Annotated in this window: 2 rRNA genes; both read right to left on the bottom strand. The window is 47.0% G+C overall.

Annotation, left to right across the window (positions count from 1 at the left end):
- Positions 1-21: 21 nt before the first annotated feature.
- Positions 22-137: ribosomal RNA gene (gene rrf / locus M3183_RS26855) — 5S ribosomal RNA — on the bottom strand.
- A 55-nt stretch (positions 138-192) separates the two neighbouring features.
- Positions 193-319, bottom strand: a 23S ribosomal RNA gene (locus tag M3183_RS26850); the annotation flags it as partial.

Here is a 319-nt window from a genome sequence, read left to right as displayed (position 1 = left end):
AATAGCCCCAAAAGGGGCTTAGCCTGGCAGCGTCCTACTCTCACAGGGGCAAGGCCCCAACTACCATCGGCGCTGAGAAGCTTAACTTCCGTGTTCGGTATGGGAACGGGTGTGACCTTCTCGCCATCGCCGCCAGACTATTTATATTGAGGATTTATTCCCTCAAAACTAGATAACTAAAGACTATCATTCTTGGTTAAGTCCTCGATCGATTAGTATCAGTCAACTCCACATGTCACCATGCTTCCATCTCTGACCTATCAACCTGATCATCTTTCAGGGATCTTACTAGCTTACGCTATGGGAAATCTCATCTTGA

Origin of the sequence: Neobacillus mesonae (assembly GCF_023715155.1) — a bacterium.
Taxonomy (GTDB): Bacteria; Bacillota; Bacilli; order Bacillales; family Cytobacillaceae; genus Neobacillus; species Neobacillus mesonae_A.
The sequence above is the reverse complement of the archived record's forward strand: the minus strand, read 5'-3'. Positions and strand labels throughout refer to the sequence as shown.